Below are 18438 nucleotides of genomic sequence, written 5' to 3'. Positions count from 1 at the left end.
GCATCGCGGGGCGTCTGGTCCGCAGAGTAGCCGCACTGAGGCGGAAAGCCCGCATCGTTGCTCCGGTCGGGTTACCGGCCAGTCAGGACGTGGGGCAGCTCACCGATTAGATAGTTGTCCTACGCAACCTTCGGCAGCTAAACTTGTAGAATACAAGCAAGTGGGCACAGGCCCGGGAGGAACGATGAGCCCAGCTGACGACGTGCGGCTCGAACTGCTGCGGGAACTGAAGGCGTCCGCCCAGCTCCAGCACCTGTGGATCATGCAGGCGTGGCAGAACGAGCCAGGGCTGCACCCGGCCTCGGCGATGCTGCTGTCCGACCTCGCCAAGCACGGCGAGGCCCGTCCGTCCGAGGTCGCGAAGCGCAGGCTCGTCGACCTGTCGGTGATCAGCAGGCAGATCGCCCAGTTGCAGGCCGCCGGTCTGATCGAGCGCCGCCCCGCCCCCGAGGACGGGCGCGCGTCGCTGATCAGCGTGTCCGAGGCCGGCCTCGCCCGGCTCGAACTCTGGCGCAAGCAGTACCTCGAGTTCTTCGAGACGGCACTGGGCGGCTGGGACGAGGACCGGATCTCCGGCCTCACGTCGCAGCTCGCCGAATTGAACGAAGGTCTGCGCGCGACGCTCGGCCCGTCCGGGTACTGCGCCGGCGCGCCGCAGTCGGGAAAGTGAAGTAGCGAAAAGTGGAAACCACCGCATCCGGGCAGCCGATGACGCACCGGGAAATCCTCAAGGCCTTCACCGGCCTTTTGCTGGCCCTGCTCGTGGCGTTGCTGTCGTCGACCATCGTGTCCAACGCGCTGCCGACGATCCTCGCCGACCTGCACGGTTCGCAGAGCGAGTACACCTGGGTCGTCACCGCGACGCTGTTGACGTCGACCGCGACCACCCCGATCTGGGGCAAACTCTCCGACCTGTTCAGCAAGAAACTGCTGTACCAAATCGCGATCGTCGTTTTCACCGTCGGATCGGCACTGGGCGGCATCGCGCAGTCGATGCCCGAACTCATCGCCTACCGCGCGCTGCAGGGCATCGGGCTCGGCGGGCTGCAGGCGCTGATCCAGGTCGTCATCGCGGCGATGATCGCGCCGCGCGACCGCGGCCGCTACACCGGTTACACCGGCGCGGTGTTCGCCGTCGCGACCGTGTCCGGCCCGTTGATCGGCGGGCTGATCGTGGACTCGCCGCTCGGCTGGCGCTGGTGCTTCTGGGTGTGCGTGCCGCTGGCCGTCGTCGCGTTCATCGTGCTCGGCCGGACGCTGAAGCTGCCGGTGCTCAAGCGCAAGGTGCGGATCGACTGGCTGGGCGCGACCCTGCTGGTCGGCGGCGTCGCGCTGCTGCTGATCTGGGTTTCGCTGGCGGGCGGCAGCTTCGGCTGGGTTTCGTGGTCGAGCGCCGCGTACGTCGGCGGTGCGATCGTCGCGCTGGCGCTGGCGGTTCTCGTCGAATCCCGGGTCGCGGAGCCGGTGGTTCCGCTGCGGCTCTTCCGCAACCGCACCTTCACGCTGTCCGTGCTCGCCTCGCTGGCGGTCGGCACCGCGATGTTCGGCGGTTCGGTGTTCCTCGGCCAGTACTACCAAATCGCGCGCGGCTTCTCGCCGACGCACGCCGGTCTGATGACGCTGCCGATGGTGCTGGGGCTTGCCGTCGCCTCCACCGGTGCGGGGCAGGTCATTTCCCGCACCGGGCGCACCAAGCCGTTCATGGTCGCGGGCGGGGTTTCGCTGCTGGCCGGGCTGTTCCTGCTCTCGACGGTGGACCACGCGACGAACCTGACGCTGATGGGCGTCTACCTCGCGCTGGTCGGCCTCGGACTGGGCTTCCTGATGCAGAACCTGGTTTTGGTAGTCCAAAACACGGTCGCGATGAAGGACATCGGGTCGTCGTCCTCGGTCGTCACGTTCTTCCGGTCGCTCGGCGGCGCGGCGGGCGTGTCCGCGCTCGGTGCGGTGCTCGCCGCCCGGGTGGCCACGAACATCGCGAACTCCCTGTCGCAGATGGGTATTCACTCGGGCGGAGCAGTTTCCGGCGGTGGCGGCACGTTCGCCATCTCGTCGCTCCCGCCGGCGCTGCAGCCGGTGGTGCGCGGGGCCTTCGGCGACGCGACCGGCACGGTGTTCTTCGTCGCGGGCTGCATCGCCGTGGTCACCTTCCTCGCGGTGCTGTTCATCAAGGAGGTGCCGCTGCGCCGGACGCTCGACGCGGACGCGCCAGCACCGGCTCCGGCGGCGGTTTCGGTCGAGGCCGTCTCGGTGGTCGAAGCTCCGGTCGAGATGACCTCCGTGCTGCGCGGCCGGGTTCTCGACGCGGGCGGTCGTCCGGTATCGGGTGTCGTGCTCACGCTCACCGACATGACTGGGCGTCAGGTCGACGTCGGGCGTACGGGACGTACGGGCGCGTACGAGTTGTCGGCGGACACTGTGGGCGAGCACGTCCTTCTGGCGACAGCTGGTTCGACGCGGCCCGCGGTGTCGACCGTGCGGCTTAACGGCAACGCGCGTTGGCACGACTTGCTGTTGGACAGCCAGGGCGCCATCTCAGGTCGTGTACGCGCGGCCGGTCGCCACGCCGCGGTCGCAGGCGCGGTCCTGACTCTTACGGACCGGCTGGGCATTGTCACCGCAACGCACATCGCGGGCGGCGACGGCGCGTACCGCTTCACGGGAATCGAACCGGGCGCCTACACGCTCACTGTGTCCGCACACGGATACACGCCGCACGCCGAGACGATGACGGTCGGCGACGGTGCGGCGGCACAGCACGATGTCGAACTGAGCGAGGCTGTTGAACGAGAGTTCGTTAGGCACCAGGGAACACTCAGCGTCGACTAAAGGGGCTCGTGAGTGTTTGTCGCGGTTCTCGCCGCGGTAGACACTCACGAGCTTTCTACTGGGAGTGGCATTTGCCCCCAAGCGATGCGCCCTCCCGGCCCTGCCTCGTCCCCCTCTCCCGGAGGTAGCGTCGAATATGTGACGCGAAGCAGGGTCGCGATGTTGCTGGCAATGGGGATCGACAACTTCGGTTCCGGACTTTTCCTTCCGCTCGCACTGCTTTACGTGACGCGGGTGATCGGAATCCCGCTCGTCGAAGCGGGCACCGCGGTCACTTTGGGCACCACGGCGGGGCTTCTCATGCCGCCGCTGGCCGGGCGGCTGGTGGATCGCGCTGGGCCGAGAGCCGGAGTTCTTGCCTCGCAACTGTTGCAGGCCGCCGGAATCAGCGCGTATTTGTTCGCGCACGACATCGGCGGAGTTGTGGTCGCCGCCATCCTTCTTGGTGCCGGGCAACAATTGTTCTTCAGCTGCTTGTTCGCGCTCGTCGCCGCGGTCGCCGGGGACGTGCCGAAGGACCGGCCGTTCGCCGAGGTCGGAATGGTGCGCGCGGGCGGGTTCGGGCTCGGCGGGCTGATGTCGTCGGCGCTGCTCACCTGGTTCGGCGACAGCGGTTACCCCATCGCGCTCTTCGTGGACGTGCTGACTTTCCTCGCGGCGGCGGGCCTCGTCGCGGTGTTCATCCCGCCCGGCCGCCGGTTCGCGCCCGCGGCGCGCGTGCGCAGCGGGGTGTGGCGCAACCGCCCGTACCTGACTCTGATCCTGCTGAGCGGGCTGTTCGGGCTGTCGCTCGATTTCTTCCTCATCGGCACCCCGGTGTTCGTGCTCGACCGATTGCACGCGCCCACCTGGCTGCCCGGCGCGATCCTCTTCCTGCTGACCGTGCTGACCAGCGCCGGCGGCACGGTCGCGCTGCGGCTCACCCGGGGCCTCAGCCGGATCAGCGCGATGCGCGCCGGGTCCGCGCTGTTCGCCGCGTGGTGCCTGACGAGCGTCGGCGTGCTGCTGGTTCCGCGAAGCTGGCAGGTGCCGTACCTGCTGGCCGCCACGCTCGTGTTCGCCGCCGGCGACCTGGTGTTCGGGCCGCGCTCCGGCGCGCTCGCCGAGGCCGCCGCACCACCCGAAGCGAAGGGCCGTTACCTCGCCGCGTTCCAATACGCGTTCACTGTGGCTCAGGTGCTCGCTCCAGCGATCGTGTCGTTGTTTTCCGTGGCGGCTTGGTTACCCTGGGTGCTGGTCGGGGGTTGCGCTTGCCTTGCCGCGCTCGGGCTCGGCAGGCTGGGACCGAGGCTGCCCGCGGCCGCGGTGGCACCAATTCAGAGTTGAGCGGAACAGACTCAACTTTGCTGACGTTATACCTGTCGACGGGCCTTGGTCGGGCCTGTCACCAGGTATTTCCACAAACGCATGAGGTGAGGGATGGACGCTTTCAACCCGACCACGAAGACCCAGCAGGCGATCTCGTCCGCGGCGCAGGCGGCCACCGTGGCCGGCAACCCGCACGTGTCGGCCGCCCATTTGCTGGGCGCCCTGCTGGCGCAGGGTGACGGGACCACCGCACCGCTGCTGACCGCGGTCGGGGCGGACCCGGAGACGGTGCACAAGGAGCTCGAGCCGATCATCAACGGACTGCCGTCGGCGACCGGCGCGACCGTGTCGACGCCGCAGTTCGACGCGCCCGCGGTCAAGTCGCTCTCGCAGGCGCAGAAGCTCGCCACCGAACTCGGTGACGAGTACGTGTCGACCGAGCACCTGCTCGTCGGCCTCGCCACCGAAGGAGCCCAGGTCGCGGACCTGCTCAAGCGGCACGGCGCCACGCCGGACGCGCTGCGCGAGGCGTTCGCGAAGGTGCGCGGGTCGGCCCGGATCACCAGCGCGGATCCCGAAAGCACGTTCAAGGCGCTGGAGAAGTACGGCGTCGACCTGACCGAGCGGGCCCGTTCCGGTGAACTCGACCCGGTCATCGGCCGCGACACCGAGATCCGCCGTGTCGTGCAGGTGCTTTCCCGGCGCACCAAGAACAACCCGGTGCTGATCGGCGAACCGGGCGTCGGCAAGACGGCGATCGTCGAGGGCCTCGCCCAGCGGATCGTCGCGGGCGACGTGCCGGAATCGTTGCGCGGCAAGCGAGTCGTCGCACTCGACCTCGGGTCGATGGTGGCCGGAGCCAAGTTCCGCGGCGAGTTCGAGGAGCGGTTGAAGGCTGTCCTCAAGGAGATCACCGACTCCGCGGGCGAGGTCATCACGTTCATCGACGAGCTGCACACCATCGTCGGTGCGGGTGCGACCGGCGAGGGTGCGATGGACGCGGGCAACATGATCAAGCCGATGCTCGCCCGCGGCGAGCTGCGGATGGTCGGCGCGACCACGCTCGACGAGTACCGCCAGCACATCGAGAAGGACCCGGCGCTGGAGCGCCGTTTCCAGCAGGTGCTGGTCGGCGAGCCGTCGCCGGAGGACACCATCGCGATCCTGCGCGGGCTGAAGGAGCGTTACGAGGTGCACCACGGGGTCCGGATCACGGACGCCGCGCTGGTCGCCGCCGCGACGCTGTCGGACCGCTACATCACCGCGCGGTTCCTGCCGGACAAGGCGATCGACCTGGTCGACGAGGCCGCCTCGAAGATCCGCATGGAGATCGACTCGCGTCCGGTGGAGATCGACGAGGTCGAACGGGCCGTGCGGCGCATGGAGATCGAAGAGATGGCACTGTCCAAAGAGGACGACGCCGCCTCTCTCGAACGGCTCACCGCGCTGCGCGCCGAACTGGCCGAGAAGCGCGAGGAACTCACCGCGCTGACCGCCCGTTGGCAGAACGAGAAGGGCTCGATCGAGACCGTCCGTGAGCTGAAGGAGCAACTGGAGCAACTGCGCGGCGAATCGGAACGCGCCGAACGCGACGGCGACCTCGGCAAGGCCGCCGAGCTGCGGTACGGCCGGATTCCGGTGCTGGAGAAGGAGTTCGAGGCCGCGATGGCCGCGAACGAGGCCAGCAAGCAGAACGTCATGCTGAAGGAAGAGGTGGGCGCGGACGACGTCGCGGACGTGGTCAGCGCGTGGACCGGCATCCCCGCCGGACGGCTGCTGGAAGGCGAGACGGGCAAGCTGCTCCGGATGGAGGAGGAGCTGAATCGCCGCGTCATCGGCCAGGACCAGGCGGTCCAGGTCGTCGCGGACGCCGTGCGGCGCGCACGGGCCGGCGTTGCCGACCCGGACCGGCCGACCGGCTCGTTCCTGTTCCTCGGCCCGACCGGCGTCGGCAAGACCGAGCTGGCGAAGGCGCTGGCGGAGTTCCTGTTCGACGACGAGCGCGCGATGCAGCGCATCGACATGAGCGAGTACTCCGAGAAGCACTCGGTGGCCCGCCTGGTCGGTGCTCCCCCGGGTTACGTCGGCTACGACCAGGGCGGCCAGCTGACCGAAGCCGTCCGGCGCCGCCCGTACACGGTGGTGCTGCTGGACGAGGTCGAAAAGGCGCACCCGGACGTGTTCGACGTGCTCCTGCAGGTCCTCGACGACGGCAGGCTGACCGACGGCCAAGGCCGGACAGTGGACTTCCGGAACACCATCCTGATCCTGACGTCGAACCTCGGCTCGCAAGCGATCGCGGACCCGGCACTCGACGAACGCCAGCGCCGCGACGCGGTGATGGAGGTCGTGCAACGGCAGTTCAAGCCGGAATTCCTGAACCGGCTGGACGACATCGTGGTGTTCCACGCGCTCGGCACCGAGCAACTGACGTCCATTGTGGACATCCAGGTCGCCCGACTCGCCAAGCGGCTCGCCCAACGCCGCCTGCACCTCGAGGTGACCGACGGCGCCCGGGAATGGCTGGCGTTGAACGGCTTCGACCCGATCTACGGCGCCCGCCCGCTGCGCCGCCTGGTGCAGTCGGCGATCGGAGACCAGCTGGCCAAGCAACTGCTCGCCGGCGAAGTCCGGGACGGGGACACCGTGCGAGTGGACCTGCCGGAACTGGAAACCGGTGACACGCTGACGGTGTCGCGGGTCTGACGGTTGGTCCGTGAAGGGCTCCTTGAGGGACTTAGATTCCCTCAAGGAGCCCTTCACTGCGTTTGGGGGTAAGCGCGACGCGGGCCGCCGCTTGAAGGCTCCCCTCACGAACCCTTTGTCGCAGGCCTCGGGCACAAGTTGCCAGCCCCCAGAATGCGAAACCGCCCGGCCGCAGTAGCGCGGCCGGGCGGTTCCAAAACCTAGCCCTCAGGCGTCCTCGCCGTGCCCAGGTTCCACCGGACGCGCGGGAGCCGTCGGAGTCGCGCCCCCACCCGGCGGTGGAGTGCGCGGCGCGGGCGGAGACGGCTGCCGCTCCGTCATCCGGGTGTCCGCCGGCGACGGCGCCGACGTCTCCACTGCGCGAGTATCGACCGGCCGCGTCGCCTGCGTGTCCGCCGGAGAAGGAGCGCTCGTCGGAGGTACAGCCGGAGTCCCCGCAGACGGCGTCCACGTGCGGTTCGAGTCGTAGTCCTCGTCGAACGGGTCCACGATGTCCGCGATCTCGCCCAGATCCCGCAGCAGCCGCTCAAGCCGCGACGGCCCAGCCCCGGGCACGACGCTCGCCAGCACCCACTCGTTCTCCAGCCACGCCACGCCGACGTCGCCGCCCAGCTGGTCGGCCGCGTCCACCAGGTCCTGGGTGATGACCTGGCGCGCTCCCTCGGAGTCGTCCGCGAAGGCGTAGCGCTGGCCGATCGGGCCGAGCATCTCCGGCATGTTCTCGCGCTGGAACGGCACGCTCGACAGCCACATCTCGACTGGCACCCGGTGCGTCTTGTTGCAGCGCACGGCCACGACTACCGCGGGCACCTGGCCTTGCGACTCGATGTCGAAGATGAACACCGGACGGCGGCCGTCGGAGGTGAAGGTGGAGCCCGCGACGACGTTCACCGCCGCGTCGGCTCCGAAGTAGCCGATCGCGCCTCCCGACCACTGCCGGGGCAGCCGTTCGTCCTCTTCCACGAACTGCCAGCCGCGCAACTGGGCCCAGCGCTGCCGCTCACGGTTGCGCGAGCCCTCCCTGGCCCGGTCCGCGAAGAGCAGGCCAAGCCCCGCCACCAGCGCGACGGCGGCGATGACGAACCAGATCCACGCCGAGATACCCACGCCGGTCAGGGTATCGCTGCCGAGCCCTCCTACCGGGACGGCCGCACCGTGTCGGCGCGCCCCGTTTGGCCGGAACCCGCCAGGTCGCGTCGACAAATCGGCTAATCGCCCGGCTCGGGTGTCCATTGCGGACGGGTTCCCGCTGACCGGACGCCCCGCTGGGCCTATCCAGCGATCGCGCCGGACATCCCGGACAGGAACCTTGCCGGACCGCTCCCGCGCCGGGTAGAGGTCGTTCGACAGCCTTTCCCGCCGCCGCCGACAGCAGGAAGGACACCCGCATGTCCCTCTCGAGAAGATCGGTACTGACCGGGACCGCGGCGGCGCTCGGCTCGCTCGCCCTGCCCGGGGTCGCGGCGGCCGCGGGCGCGCGCGACTGGTCCCGCGCCGTCATCGACTCCACCATGAAGCGCTACACCCCGGCGTCCATCGGCGGCTGGAGCTATCCGCTCGGCCTCTACTTCTACGGCCAGTACCTCTTCTACCGGCGCACCAAGGAGCGCAAGTACCTCGACTACCTCGTCGCCTGGTACGACCGGTTCATCACCGACGACGGCATCTCCAACAGCTTCAGCAGCCTCGACTCGATGCGCGCCTGCCAGATGCTTCCGTTGCTGTACAACGAAACCGGCAACGCCAAGTACCGCAAGGCCGCCGATCAGCTGCGCAAACGCTTCGAGACCTATCCGCGCACGAGCGACGGCGGGATGTGGCACGCGGTCAGCCGTCAGCACCAGCTGTGGGGCGACGGGGTGTACATGGCGCAACCGTTCCTCGCCTTGTACGGCAAGGTTTTCCACGACCCGACGTACTGCTACGAGGAGTCCGCCAAGAACCTGTCCGTCTACTTCGGACACCTCAAGGAACCCGCGAAGGGCCTGATCTACCACGCCTACGACGAAAGCGGCGCCCAGCCGTGGGCGACCGGGCCCGGCAAGCACTCCAGCTTCCACTGGGCCCGCGCGATCGGCTGGTTCGGGATGGCCGCGATCGACATCCTCGAGGTGCTGCCCGCCGACCATCCCCGCAGGCCGGAGCTGGTCGGGATCGTCCAGTTCCTCGCCGAGGGATACCGCCGGTTCCAGGATCCGCGGACCGGCCGGTGGTACCAGGTCGTCGACCACGGCGGGGACGACGGGAACTGGCTGGAGACGTCTGCGTCCTCGATGTACGCGTTCACCGTCTCCCGGGGCATCGAGCGCGGATATCTGCCCGCGTCCTACGCCTCGGTCGCCCAGCGCGGCTATGCGGGAGTGCTGCAGAAGGTGTCGATCGGGGCGGACGGACTGACGAACATCGCCGACATCTGCGAGGGGACGAACGTCGGGGACCTGAAGTTCTACTTCGCCCGGAAGCGGCTGACGAACGACTTCCACGGGCTCGGCGCGTTTCTGATCATGAACGAGCAGTTCACCCGGTATCGCTGCTGAAAAGCGCGAAGGGCCCCTTGAGCGACTCAAGGGGCCCTTCGCGACACAGCCGGTTTACGTCTCGCCGGTCGGGTTGGCGGGTTTGGCCAGCGGTCCAGGCGACCACAGCCCGGAGTGCGTCACCGACTGCTGATGCAGCGCCGCCGAAGCGGGGAGCGCGTTCGCGACGTCGGGCGTCACCTCGTACAACGTCCCCCAGTCACGGTCGACGTCGCCTTCCAGATACGTCGGCAGCGCCTCCATCTGGACGCTCGCGTTCATCCACACGAACGGTCCGCCACCCGCGGGCGAAGACCAATACCGGCCGACCGTGCGCAGGTCGTCGCCCGCGCTGATCCGGTACTTCGGCATCTCGGCGATCCCGTTGTGGATCGAGGACGGGCGCAGGCACGGGTGCTGCGCGGCGGCGGCCCACTCCAGGAACACCGGGTCCTTCCCGACCACGTCGGTCATCTTCGCGATCTTCGGCGCCCGCGGCGCGCTGAACGCGACCCAGCCCTCGCTGCCGAGCCCGCGGCCCTTCGCCACGATCCGCACCTGGTCGGCGCCTTCGGGCACGCTGACCCGCGCGTCCCGCCAGTCGGTGTCCTTCTTCTTCGCGTCGAGCTTCTCGCGGCTGAGCACCTCGAACCCGGCGGGGGTGTTCTTGCCGAATTCGGCGGTCAGCCCGTTCGGGTCCTCGGTCTTGCCGGCGAGCGCGACCACGATCGGCACCGAGCCGTCGCGCGCGCGTTCCGGGATCGAGTACCACTGGGTGCGCAGGTCGCCCGCGCCGTCGCCGGACTCGTGGTAGCTGCCCCAGATCGGCGCGGCGTCCTTGCCGAAGCCGTGCGGCGGCTTCCACTTGTCGTCCGTGGGCAGCCCGCCGTTGGTGACGAAGCCCTTCTGCGTGCTGGTCAGCCATTCCTGCGGCGTGGTCCCGCGGTCGGCGCCGGCGGGCACCTGCCAGCCGGGCGCGGCGTTCTGCGGCTGCTGCGGCGCGGCTTCGAGAATGCCGGCCTTCGGATCGCGCTCGACCTTGATGTAGTCGGACAGCCCGCAGCTCTTCCCGGCCAGCTGGCGGATGTTGTCGGCACCCATGTTGTAGGTGTCCCAGCGCTTCTGGATGCCCTTGGCGATGCTGCCGACCTCGAACAGCACGAGAATCGCGCACACCGTCGACAGCGGCGCGAGCCCGAGCCGCAGCGCCCGGCCGCGGTTTTCCAGGTCGGACCGCGGCACCGGCGCGGGCGGTACGAACGGTTCGTGCTCGTTGTGCTTCATGTGCTCGATCGCCGCGATCGCCAGCGCGACCGCGGCCGCCACGAGCGCCATCGTGCTCAGCTTGATGCCGAACACCTGCGGCGGGAGGTCGAACCACGGCACGCCCCACGCGGAGACGTACCACCAGGCGTTCGGCCCGGTCGAAGCCAGCGCGACGATCACCATCAGCCCGGCGAAGAACGCGGCGCGGTTGCGGCGCGACAGCAGCACGGTCGTGCTCGTCGACAACGCGGTGAGCGCGGCGAGCGGACCGCCGACCGCGACCAGCATGCCGAAGTGGTGCGAGTGCTTGGTCGGGGCGAGCGCGAGGACCACAAAGGACAGTGCGCTGATGCCGAGCAGTCGGCGGCTCGGGCCGAGCGCGGCGCCGCGGATGTTGCCGCGCCGCAGCAGCACGACCGCGCAGGTCGCCAGGCAGAGGAAGATCAACAGCACCGGGAACCGGCGCGTCATCGAACCGTCCGGGCCGTTGCTGAACAGCATCGTGTAGCGGTCCAGCTCGTTGTACCAGGCCCCGGTCGGCCCGAGCGACGAGCGCAGCCGCACCGATTCGAGCGCACCGCTCAGCGTCTGGTCGCAGAAGATGAGCGCGAGGATCACCAGTCCGGCCGCGGCGACCGGCGCGAGCACCGGCACCCAGCCGAACTGGCGGGCGTGCCGGAGCACGATCTTCGCCAGCGGTTTCAGCCCGACCACGAACGGCAGCACGGCCATCAGCCCGTGCGGGTTCACCGAGACGCACAGCGCCGCGACGGTCAGCCCGACCGCCGCCGGGCCGAGCCGCCGGGTCGCCACCGCGCGTTCGACGGCGCAGATGGTGATCAGCGACAGCAGCGCGACCAGGTTTTCCGGGCGCAGGCCGTTGTCGTAGGGCAGCCAGAACGCGAGGAAGACCGCGCCCGCCGCCCAGCCGGCCGCGCTGCTGATCCGCACCTGCCTGCCGAGCCGGGGCAGCACGCCCCGGCTGATCAGCATCCAGCAGGCGACGCCCATCAACAGCGACGGCAGCCGCATCCACGGCGTCAGCGAACTGACCTTGGTCATGGCCGCGTAGATGTCGACGAACCACGCCATCGGCGCGTCCGGCGCGGCGAACCACCGGTAGTACTCGCCGATGTACCCGGCGTCGCCGCGGACGCGCGCCATGGTCGTGAAGTAGCCGTCGTCGGCGGTCATCGCGCCGATCAGCCACCAGACGCCGAGCGTGCCGAGGACGGCTATGTCGAGGAATTTCAGCTTCCACCAGCCGCGCTTGGCCAGCCGGGGCGCGCGCCGGCCGGAGAGCCGGTCGAGGCGGTACAGCGCGAGCACCGCGCCAATGAAGCAGAGCACCGACAGCACGATGGCGGCTAGTTTGATGCCGGTCGCGGTGCTGGCCCAGCGGTTGTCGACCTGCGCGGAAACCGAGAGGCCGTGCGTGTCGTCCTGGTTGTTGAGGTCGGAGAAGAAGCCGGTGAGCTGCGGCCGGTGGTCGTCGCTGACGTCCGCCAGGTGGGTGCCGCCGACGGACGCGGTCGTGTGCTTCGGGTCGGAATGCACCGTGATCGTGCAGTCGCCCTCGCCGATCGGGGCCGCGCCGAGCTGCTGCCCCTGTGAGGAAAGCGTGAGCTGACCGTCGCCGACCTGCAGGGCCATCCCGGTGACGGTGCCGATGCTGGAGTTCGGCGGGTTGGTGCTGAACAGCACGGCGTTGCCGTCGGTGCGCGCGTCGAGCGCCCGCGCGGTCGCGCACGAGACCTTCGCGTCGAGCGAGATCGGCGCCTGCGCGGTCAGCGGGGCGGACACCGCCCTGGTGCCGCCCTGAGCGGTCGGCCAGTCGAGGGTGGTTTGCTCGAGCGTGACGGGCAGGAACGGGATCGCGATCGCGAGAATCGCGCCGGCGATTCCGAAAACCGCAGCGAGCAGCCGCGCCCGACGCCCGGCTTTGCTCTTGCCGGCAGCTGTCGGAGACGCCGATTCGGCGGCAGCGGATTCGAGGTCGACCACGCCCAGCAGGCTATCCAAGCGGATGCGGGCCTCCCGCTGGGGACTCTCCCGGTGGCGGCGCCACCTGGTCGAGCCCGGATTCGCGCGCCGAACCGCCACGGTGGGTAAAGGAAACGCGCCCTTCGTTACGGCGAACGGGTGACGTCCCGCAGCTCACGACGGCTTCGGCCGAGGACCGTTTCACGATCCGGAAACGGTCCGGACTCGGTTGCCGAAAGCGGACCCGGCCCGGCGGTGAACTCAGCCGGGCGAGAAAGTGAACGGCGGCCCGGAAACTGTCCATCCGTTGTCGATGACCGGATTTCCGAGCACCTCGGCGCCCACGTGCTGGCTCCGGGTAACCGGGACACCCACGGTAGAAGCGGTGCTCGCCCGCGCCGCCGCGATGTCCGCGGCCGACAGTTCGCCGTGGAACCGCTCGGTGCGCTCGGCGGTCGACTGGCTCGTCGCGGCCAGCGTGTGCACCGGGCCGAGGTCGCCGGACACGCTGTGCCGCTCGGTGGACTCCAGCCGCGCGACGTCGAGCTTGCCGGTGAACTGGCCGAGGACGCTTTCGTCGGAGTTCGCGACCACCGAGCCCGCCGGGCCGAGGTCGACGGCGTCCGCGCAGGTGCGTTCGACGCGGCTGCCGCTCATCAGGTCGCCGGAGAACCGGCCGGCCAGACCGGATTCGGCGCCGGTCTTGCTGCTGGAGAGCGCTTCGACGCCTTGCGGCAGCCGGACGCCGTGTCGCATGGACTGGTCCAGACCGGCTACGTGCGCACCGTCGAACGGCTGTGTGTGGTGCGCGCCGAGGTCGTTGCCGGTGAACGCGCGGCCTGCCTCGCCGAGACGCAGGTCGTGCGTCTGGGACTGGCCGGCGGCGTCCGGAGCGAGCGCCTGGTGCAGGTTCGACGCGGCGGACGCGGGCAGATCGCGCGTCGTGACCGTCTCGTCGCGGGTGAACTGGAGGTCGGAGGAGGAACCGTGCTGGTGCAGGTCGAGCGGCAGTTCCCCGCGCGGGGTGTCCGCCAGCGCCGCAGCCGGGCCGGCGAGCAACAGAGCGAGGGGCGCCGCACCGGCGGCCATCCGGGGCAGATATCCGGGCGTCCGCTTGGAGTGCTTGCCCATGCGCCGGACCATACTGCGCCACCAGCGCAAACGCAGCTGAAAAACGGGTAGCTTCACCCACATGACCACCAGTTCTGTGATCACGGGAGCCACCGCGGGCATCGGCGCGGAATTCGCGCGCCGGCTGGCCGCCGAGAAGCACGACCTCGTCCTCGTCGCCAGGGACGAGGAGCGGCTGACCGCGCTGGCCGAGAAGCTGCGCGCGGAGCACGGCGTCGAGGTGACCGTGCTCTCCGCCGATCTGTCCGAAGTGGACGGTCGCGGCCGGGTCGCTGAGCTGCTCGGAACCCAGCCGGTCGACCTGCTGGTCAACAACGCGGGGTTCGGGCTGAGCGGCGAGTTCTGGGAGATCCCGGCCGAGGACCTGCAGCGTCAGCTCGACGTCAACGTGACCGCCGTACTGCAGCTGACCCGGGCGGCGCTGCCGGGCATGGTCGAGCGCGGCCGCGGCGACATCATCAACGTCAGCAGTGTCGCGGGCTTCTTCTCCGGCCGCGGTTCGACGTATACCGCCAGCAAGAACTGGGTCACGTCGTTCACCGAGGGCGTCGCGATGTCGCTGCCGAAGGGCGTGCGGATGATGGCGCTGTGCCCCGGTTTCACCCACACCGAGTTCCACGAGCGCGCCGGGCTGAAGCGGGAGGGGCCGAAGGCGTTCTGGCTCGACGTGGCCCAGGTCGTCGACGAAGCCCTCGCTGACCTGCGCCGCGGCAAGGTGATCTCGGTGCCGAGCCTGCAGTACAAGGCCCTGGTCGGGATCGGCGGACTGCTGCCGCGTCCGGTGCTGCGCAAGCTCGCCGGCGGGTTCGGCAACCGCCGCCGCACCTAGCGGTAGGGACAGCCCTACCCCGTCCCGGCGTGTGCGCCCCAGGGTGTTTTCCCCCGGCAGGCCATAGCGTTTTCCCCATGGCGACTGGGGAAGCGGTGCGGCTCGAATCCGTCCGCAAGGAATACGGCCGGGTCACGGCACTGGACGGGGTGAGCCTGTCCTTCCCGCGCGGCGGGTTCACCGCGGTGATGGGTCCGTCGGGCTCGGGCAAGAGCACGTTCCTGCACTGCGCGGCCGGACTCGACCGGCCGACGAGCGGTTCGGTCCTGCTCGACGACCAGGAACTGGGCAAGCTCTCCGAAACGCGGCTCACGAAGCTGCGCCGGGACAAGGTCGGGTTCGTCTTCCAGGCGTTCAACCTGCTGCCCGCGCTGACCGTCGAGCAGAACGTCGTGCTGCCGCTGCGGCTGGCCGGTCGCCGTCCGGACCGCCGCCGCGTCGCCGAGATGCTCGGGCACGTCGGGCTGGGCGACCGGCGCAAGCACCTGCCGGGTCAGTTGTCCGGTGGTCAACAGCAGCGGGTGGCGATCGCCCGCGCGCTGGTCAGCCGCCCGGCCGTGCTGTTCGCCGACGAGCCGACGGGCGCGCTGGACACCCGTACCGCGAGTGAAATCCTCGGCCTGCTCTCGGAATCGGTGCGCGGCGGGCTGACCGTCGTGATGGTGACGCACGACCCGGTCGCGGCCTCCTACGCGGATCGCGTCGTATTCCTCGCGGACGGCCGCGTCGCCGGCGAGCTGCACCGGCCGACCGCGACGGCGGTCGCCGAACGCATGACGCACCTCGGCGCCTGGGCCGACCGGACGCCGGTGGGCGGCTTCTGATGTTCAGTCTTGCCTTGCGCACCTTGCGTTTCCGCACCGGCGGGTTCATCGCCGCGTTCGTGGCCGCCTTCCTCGGCGCGGTGATCGTGTCCGCCTGCGCCGGTCTGATGGAGACCGGGATCCGGTCCGCCACGCCGCCGCACCGGCTGGCTTGGGCGACGGCAGTTGTTACCGGACAACAGGATTTCGAGCTGCAGAAGCACTCCGACAAGCCCAAGACGCAGTCGGTCGCGCTCTCCGAGCGGGTTCGGCTGGACCGATCGCTGGCGGAGACGATCCGCGCGACGCCTGGTGTGTCCACTGTGGTCGGTGAGGTGAATTTCCCGGTATCGCTGGGTAAACAGCCTCTCGTCGCGCACGGCTGGGAGTCCGCTCGGCTGCCCGGACCCGCGCCGCGAGACGGCGAAGTGGTGCTGCCCGCCGCCAGCGGTGCGTCGGCTGGCGCGACGGTCGACCTTGCGGTGCAAGGGAAGATCAATCACTACCGCGTCGCTCGGACGGTTGAGGGTTCCGACGTGTTCTTCGCCGACGATGTGGCCGATCAGCTCTCCGGCCACCCCGGCAAGGTCGACTACTTCGGCGTCGTCACTGACAATCCGGCCGCGTTGCATCTCGGGTCGGGGGTGTCCGTGCTGACTGGGGATGAGCGCGGCCTCGCTGAATTCCCGGAGGCGCAAACGAGCGGCGCACGGCTGATTCCGTTGGCCGGTGTCGCGGGCGGACTGTCGATTTCGGTCGCGGTGTTCGTCATCGCCAGCACGTTGATGCTGTCGGTGCGCCAGCGGCAGCGGGAATTGGCTCTGCTGCGCGCGATCGGCACGACGCCGCGGCAGTTGCGGCGCATGGTTCTCGGCGAAGCGCTGGTCATCGGCGTGCTCGCGACCGGAGTCGCGGCCGCGCTGGGTCCGGTGTTCGGCCGATGGCTGTTCGAACAGTTCACTTCGGGTGGGTTCATCCCGCCCGAGGTGCAGTTCCACCAGGGCTGGATCCCGATGATCATCGCGGCGGGCGCGACGATGCTCGCCGTCGGGATTTCCGCGCTGGTCGCCGGATTCCGGGTCGGTCGCATCCGGCCGACCGAGGCGCTCGCCGAGGCCTCCGTGCCGCGGAGCTGGCTGACTCCGGTGCGGCTGATCGTCGCGCTGCTGTGCTTCGGCGGCGGGACCGCGCTGGGCATCGTCACGCTCGCGGTGATGACGGGACCCATCGCGGCGAGCACGGCGGGTCCGGCGGTGATGCTGTGGGCGATCGGCGTCGCGATGATCAGCCCGGGCGTCACGAAGCTGACCGCGATCCTGTTGCAGGGCCCGATGCGGTTGATCAGCGGCGTCACCGGCTGGCTGGCGATCACCAACACGCGCAACGCGGCCACCCGGGTGGCCGGCGCGGTCACGCCGATCATGCTCGCGGTCGGCATCGCGACCGCCAACATCTACCTGCAGACCACGACCACCGCCGCTTCCGCGCAGGCCTTCGCCGAAGACCTCCGCGCCGACGCGGTCGTCGCGGGCCCCACTGGAATTTCTCCGGAGGCTCTCGACCGTGTCCGGCACGCGGACGGCGTCGCGGCGGTCTCGTCGTACGTCAGCAGCCGCGCGTTCATCACCGCGCCGTTCGACGAGAACCAGACCAAGAAGGGCTACCCGGCGCTCGGCCTCACCGACGCGACGATCAACGCGGCCACGGTCGTGCAAGGCAATCTCGCCGACCTCAAAGGCGACACGATCGCGTTGCCCGACGCCGCCGAAGTCTCCCGATCCGTCGGCGATTCCGTCACGCTCCGTCTCGGCGACGGGACCGACCGGACCCTTCGCATCGTCGCGATCGTGCAGCAGCGAGACGGCGCCGAACAGCTTCTCCTGCCCGCCGACCTGCTCGCCGCGCACACTGCCGCGGGTCTCCCCCGGCAGGTGCTCGTCCGCGCCGAGCCCGGCGTCGACCAGGCCCGGCTGACGCGCAGCCTGACCGCCGCGACCGCCGGTCTCCCGGTGTCCGTCGGTGACCGGAGCACGCTGGCCGCCGCGAACGCCAAGAACGACGAGACCGGCGCGTGGGTGAACTACCTGCTGGTCGGCATGATCGTCGGCTACACGGTGATCTCCGTGGTGAACACCCTGGTCATGGCGACTTCACGACGGCGGCGGGAGTTCGGGCTGCAGCGCCTCGGCGGTTTCACCCGCGGCCAGGTGCTGCGGATGGCCGCCAGCGAAGGCGGCCTGATCGCCGCGATCGGCATCCTGCTGGGCACCGTCGTCTCGGCGGGCGCGATCGTGCCGTTCTGCCTCGTCGCGACCGGACGGGTGCTGCCGGACGGGCCGATCTCCATCTACCTGGTGATCATCGCGACCGCGATCGTGCTCGCCTTGGTCGCCGCGGTCCTGCCCGCTTGGGTGGCGACGCGGACGCGTCCGGTGACGGCCGTCGCGACCGGGGAGTGACGCGCGGAAGTTGTCGGTGCCGTGTGTAAGACTCTCGGCCGTGGCGTACCCCGGGTTGGATCAAACTGCGAAGCTCGAACTGGCCAGGCTGGTCAGCGAACTGGCCGTCGTGCACGGCAAGGTCACCTTGGCCTCGGGCAAGGAAGCCGATTACTACGTCGACCTCCGGCGGGCGACGCTGCAGCACGCGGCCGCCCCGCTCATCGGCAAGCTGCTGCGGCAGCTCACCGCTGACTGGGACTACGTCGCGACCGGCGGGCTCACCCTCGGCGCGGACCCGGTGGCGCTGGCGATGCTGCACTCCGCCGCCGCCGAGGGCGTGGTGCTCGACGCGTTCGTCGTCCGCAAGGCGATCAAGGAACACGGGATGCAGCGCCGGATCGAGGGCGTGGAGGTGCGCGGGCAGCGGGTGCTGGCCGTCGAGGACACCTCCACCACCGGCGGCAGCGTGCTCACCGCGGTCGAGGCGCTGCGCGAAGGCGGGGCCACTGTGGTCGGCGTCGCGACGGTCGTCGACCGCGACACCGGCGCGCGGGAAGCCATCGAGAAGGCCGGGCTCGAGTACCGGTACTTGCTGAGCAAGGACGACCTCGGGCTCAGCTGAGGAG

At 69.7% G+C, this 18438-nt stretch carries 12 protein-coding genes; 9 read left to right on the top strand and 3 right to left on the bottom strand.

What is annotated here, in order from left to right:
* Nucleotides 1-184: 184 nt before the first annotated feature.
* From WA670_RS03065 to clpB, 4 genes are all read left to right on the top strand, one after another.
* Nucleotides 185-670, top strand: coding sequence for a MarR family winged helix-turn-helix transcriptional regulator (locus tag WA670_RS03065; RefSeq protein WP_037808892.1), 486 nt, complete (start codon nucleotides 185-187; stop codon nucleotides 668-670).
* Between the two features lie 38 nt (nucleotides 671-708).
* Nucleotides 709-2829, top strand: a complete 2121-nt coding sequence (locus WA670_RS03060; RefSeq protein ID WP_336157180.1) for an MFS transporter — start codon at nucleotides 709-711, stop codon at nucleotides 2827-2829.
* 138 nt (nucleotides 2830-2967) lie between these two features.
* The gene (locus tag WA670_RS03055) at nucleotides 2968-4155 is read left to right on the top strand and encodes an MFS transporter (RefSeq protein WP_037808891.1); all 1188 of its coding nucleotides are present in this window, start codon (nucleotides 2968-2970) and stop codon (nucleotides 4153-4155) included.
* Nucleotides 4156-4248: 93 nt separating this feature from the next.
* Nucleotides 4249-6843, top strand: a complete 2595-nt coding sequence (clpB, locus tag WA670_RS03050; RefSeq protein WP_037808889.1) for an ATP-dependent chaperone ClpB — start codon at nucleotides 4249-4251, stop codon at nucleotides 6841-6843.
* A 207-nt stretch (nucleotides 6844-7050) separates the two neighbouring features.
* Here the strand turns inward: clpB and WA670_RS03045 are convergent, their stop codons facing one another.
* Complete coding sequence (locus WA670_RS03045) at nucleotides 7051-7950, bottom strand: hypothetical protein (protein WP_336156870.1); 900 nt, start codon at nucleotides 7948-7950, stop codon at nucleotides 7051-7053.
* Between the two features lie 281 nt (nucleotides 7951-8231).
* On the opposite strand from WA670_RS03045, the gene WA670_RS03040 reads away from it, so the two are divergent.
* On the top strand, nucleotides 8232-9380 hold the full coding sequence (locus WA670_RS03040; RefSeq protein WP_336156869.1) for a glycoside hydrolase family 88/105 protein: 1149 nt from the start codon (nucleotides 8232-8234) through the stop codon (nucleotides 9378-9380).
* Nucleotides 9381-9434: 54 nt separating this feature from the next.
* Here WA670_RS03040 and WA670_RS03035 read toward each other — a convergent pair whose 3' ends face one another.
* Together WA670_RS03035 and WA670_RS03030 are read right to left on the bottom strand one after the other, a co-directional pair.
* Entirely contained in the window at nucleotides 9435-12629 is a 3195-nt protein-coding gene (locus tag WA670_RS03035) for an arabinosyltransferase domain-containing protein (RefSeq protein ID WP_200864296.1), read from the bottom strand.
* Nucleotides 12630-12869: 240 nt separating this feature from the next.
* Nucleotides 12870-13739, bottom strand: a complete 870-nt coding sequence (locus WA670_RS03030; protein ID WP_336156868.1) for a hypothetical protein — start codon at nucleotides 13737-13739, stop codon at nucleotides 12870-12872.
* Nucleotides 13740-13800: 61 nt separating this feature from the next.
* Between WA670_RS03030 and WA670_RS03025 the strand changes: the two genes are divergently transcribed.
* The 4 genes from WA670_RS03025 (at nucleotide 13801) to pyrE (ending at nucleotide 18434) form a co-directional block, all read left to right on the top strand.
* Nucleotides 13801-14568, top strand: coding sequence for an SDR family NAD(P)-dependent oxidoreductase (locus WA670_RS03025; RefSeq protein WP_336156867.1), 768 nt, complete (start codon nucleotides 13801-13803; stop codon nucleotides 14566-14568).
* A gap of 77 nt (nucleotides 14569-14645) precedes the next feature.
* Entirely contained in the window at nucleotides 14646-15392 is a 747-nt protein-coding gene (locus WA670_RS03020; RefSeq protein WP_238603795.1) for an ABC transporter ATP-binding protein, read from the top strand.
* Between the two features lie 14 nt (nucleotides 15393-15406).
* The gene (locus WA670_RS03015) at nucleotides 15407-17830 is read left to right on the top strand and encodes an ABC transporter permease (RefSeq protein WP_442893062.1); all 2424 of its coding nucleotides are present in this window, start codon (nucleotides 15407-15409) and stop codon (nucleotides 17828-17830) included.
* 40 nt (nucleotides 17831-17870) lie between these two features.
* Nucleotides 17871-18434, top strand: coding sequence for an orotate phosphoribosyltransferase (gene pyrE / locus WA670_RS03010; RefSeq protein ID WP_037808870.1), 564 nt, complete (start codon nucleotides 17871-17873; stop codon nucleotides 18432-18434).
* The last annotated feature ends 4 nt before the right edge of the window (nucleotides 18435-18438 follow it).

Origin of the sequence: Amycolatopsis sp. VC5-11, from assembly GCF_037034185.1 — a bacterium.
GTDB classification, from domain to species: domain Bacteria; phylum Actinomycetota; class Actinomycetes; order Mycobacteriales; family Pseudonocardiaceae; genus Amycolatopsis; species Amycolatopsis nivea.
Note: the sequence above shows the minus strand (reverse complement) of the source record. Positions and strands in the feature narration are given on the sequence as shown.